Here is a 2,977-nt window from a genome sequence, read left to right as displayed (position 1 = left end):
GTCGCACGGCGTCGGCCTTGAACTCGTCAGAGTACTTCTTCTTCGTCATGGTGATGTCCTGCATTCTCCGGCCCAGTATGGGCCAGTGTCAGCGTGTCCACCACCCAGGGGCTATCCCCGTCGAATACCGCGATCGTCGAGCCCTTGACGATCTTCGCGTCGTGCTGACGCGAGTAGTAGAACGCCGCTGCCCGCGGTTCGGAGATCAGTGAGACGCTGCCGCCGAGACCGGCGAGCGAGGCCGCCTCCCGCAACACGGCGAGTTCACGCTGCGACCACGCTTCGGGGTGGGTGAGCACCACCTCGGACGGAGGCTGATGGTTGTGCCGCGACAGTGCCTGGTTGTAGACGGTGCGCAGCACCGCCGCGATCGTCGCCGCGACCGGGATGTCCTGCCCGCGCACCATCACCGACCCGACCGCGACATGGGCTTTGGGGAAGGCGACGAACCCGGCCGGATCCACGGTGGCCTGGTTGATGGCCACCTCACCGGTGGTGATCGACTGCGCCGGGTCGACGTACACCGCCGACGGCATCAGATTCGAGGTGTGGCTCAGCGGCAGCGATTCGACTCGGTCCGGGCCGATCCGGTGCGCCGCCGAGGTATTGGAGGTGCCGAAATCGACCGCCAGAACCCAACTCATCTACTCGATCCCCCCTGTGACACACCGCGCCACTGACACCGTGCTCGGCACGACAACCGCCGCGCAGCCTATAACCCGCCCACCATCACCAGTTCCAGGGGTCACGACGTTCCTCCCGCCGACGGGCAGTGGGAGGCCGCGACGAACACCCGCACCTCCACATACCGCAGGATGCGATCGGCGCACCGCCATCCCGGACGCACCGTCGCCGCGATCGTGTTCACCTGCCCCGGTGACGGTGCCGGCACCCGCGCCACCGCCCGGTGCACGGTCGGATCGAACACCGCGCCGGGGCTAACGCTCAGGCACTGCACCCCCAGGGCGCCGAGTTGCTGCTCCACGGCAGCGCGTTCGTGCCCGTCCGCCGCGACGTCCGCCGCGGCGATCAACCCGCCGATCCGCTCGAAATCGAACCTCATCGATGCTCACCCGTCTTCCCGTACCCACACCCGATTCACCGTGACGGAAGCTCAGAGCACGTCGTAGCCGGACGAACCCGCATCGGTTGCGGTGGGGGTGTCGAACGTCGAGACGTCGACGTAGTCGTCGGCGATACCGTCGCCGTCGTAATCGACCGCGCCCGAATGCAGATCCACGGTGACGTCGACCTGGCCGTCCCCGTCGGTGTCGAACACGGCCGCATCGAACCGGCCGTCACCGTCGAGGTCGGCGGCCGCGGCATCGGCCCGGCCGTCCCCGTCGGTGTCGAGCTGGATCAGATCCGCCGCGCCGTCGCCGTCGGTGTCGACGATCTGCGCGTCGGTCCTGCCGTCGCCGTCGACATCCAGCGCGGACAGATCGACCTGCCCGTCGCCGTCGAGATCGACATCGGTGACCCGGGTGCCGTCGTCGAGGGTGTACTCGTCCAGGACCACCGGCTCGCTCGCAGCGCTGACCTGCGGGGCCGCGCCGGCGCCGGTGGCCGAGGTCGACGCGGAGGACGACTGGGCGCTGTCCGAGGCCGCCCGGTCGGCCCGATCCGAGGCCGCCGACGACGAACCGACCGAGCTCGACGAGCCGGAGCTGCCGGCCGAGCCGTAGGACGAATCCGTGTTCGATGCCCCGGAGCTGTCGTAGCGCTCGTAACGTTCGTAGGACTCGTAGCTGGTCGATCCCGACTGCGCCGCCGACGACGACCCGTACGACGCATCACTGTCATAGGAGGACTGCGCGCCGTACGACGCATCCGCACGATCGCTCGCCGTGGACTCCGACGCCGCACGATCACTGCTGCGCGAAGAGGTGTTGCCGGAGAAGGACTCGGTAGCCATAACAGGTGCTCGCTCTCAACGTTCTCGGTGACTGACACAGGTAAGAGAACCCGCGAGCACGAAAGGTTCCCGCCCCGCCGCGACACTTTTCTCCAGCGTCGACCCTGAGCGACGAAATGGCAGGTCGAGCACCCGAAGTGCCCGAAAATGTGAGGCCCGCCATAGACGGCGGGAGTGGGCCGCCGGACCTTGCGACGAGAAACGCCCCGGAGTCGGGGGCGACATCCGGGGCGCGGCCACTCGATCCGGGGGGATCATCAACTGGCCGAGCGACACCCTACGGAACCCTCCACCAACCCCCGAGAGAGGTACACGCCCCCGCGCGGCCCGGCGGAACACGTGCTCCCGTGTACCCCCACATACATGTTCGGGAGCCGGGCCGGTGCGGTCACATCGTCCACACCCCCGACCGTGGCGTCCACGACGAGTGAGCCGACCGGCATTCTCATGACCTCGACCGACAGCGGAGCATCGACCGCCACCCTGATCCCGCCCGGGGCTGTACCTTCCGGCCGGTAACAGCTACCGCCCACTCAAACTGAACGAAGCTGCGCCATGCCGACAACACGAGACCGTCGAGGGGACGTGGCATCATCGCAGCCCACCCGCCCTTCTCACCGACGGCAAGGACAGCGCCTCGCTATGAAACGATCCGCGACCGACAGCAACGCCCCGCACGAGGTGGACTTCCAGCACATCCCCACCGGGGGGTTCTTCGCCGAATGCACTCAACCGAACCGTCAGAGTGCGGAGGAGTTCGCCCTCGCCAAACTCGTCAGTCTCGGTGAAGACCCCGACGTCGCCGCCCACGCGGTCGCCCTGGCCGGCTACACCGCCGCCGACGCCCATGCCTATGCCGTCCGGATCTATCCAACCCCGCACGGCAACACCGTCCAATGAACGGGCGAATCCGAGACGACGGTCGAGGAACATCTCCCAGATCGGGACTGTCCGGAAAACGGTGTGTGAAGGTCCGGTCTGACCCGAAAGGAAATGACCGTGACTGACACGACAGAAGTGCTGGGCGAGGCGATCATTGATCCCGTGACCGGGGAGATCATC

Annotated in this window: 4 protein-coding genes; 1 reads left to right on the top strand and 3 read right to left on the bottom strand. The window is 67.4% G+C overall.

Annotation, left to right across the window (positions count from 1 at the left end; all coding sequences use genetic code 11):
- Positions 1-26 precede the first annotated feature (26 nt).
- The 3 genes from K3M35_RS25540 to K3M35_RS25530 all read right to left on the bottom strand — a co-directional run bounded on the left by K3M35_RS25540 (position 27) and on the right by K3M35_RS25530 (position 1,915).
- Entirely contained in the window at positions 27-644 is a 618-nt protein-coding gene (locus K3M35_RS25540; protein ID WP_259444481.1) for a hypothetical protein, read from the bottom strand.
- A 101-nt stretch (positions 645-745) separates the two neighbouring features.
- A complete protein-coding gene (locus K3M35_RS25535) occupies positions 746-1,063 on the bottom strand; it encodes a nucleotide exchange factor GrpE (RefSeq protein ID WP_138845998.1) in 318 nt (105 codons plus the stop codon).
- A gap of 51 nt (positions 1,064-1,114) precedes the next feature.
- Positions 1,115-1,915, bottom strand: coding sequence for a hypothetical protein (locus K3M35_RS25530; protein ID WP_138845997.1), 801 nt, complete (start codon positions 1,913-1,915; stop codon positions 1,115-1,117).
- A 642-nt stretch (positions 1,916-2,557) separates the two neighbouring features.
- On the opposite strand from K3M35_RS25530, the gene K3M35_RS25525 reads away from it, so the two are divergent.
- Positions 2,558-2,815: a hypothetical protein gene (locus K3M35_RS25525; RefSeq protein WP_138845996.1), complete on the top strand. Its 258-nt coding sequence runs from the start codon at positions 2,558-2,560 to the stop codon at positions 2,813-2,815.
- Positions 2,816-2,977 lie beyond the last annotated feature (162 nt).

The sequence above is a fragment of the Rhodococcus sp. DMU2021 genome (assembly GCF_019641445.1).
In the GTDB taxonomy this organism is placed as follows: Bacteria; Actinomycetota; Actinomycetes; order Mycobacteriales; family Mycobacteriaceae; genus Rhodococcus; species Rhodococcus pyridinivorans.
This window is presented reverse-complemented; position numbering and strand designations above follow the sequence as displayed.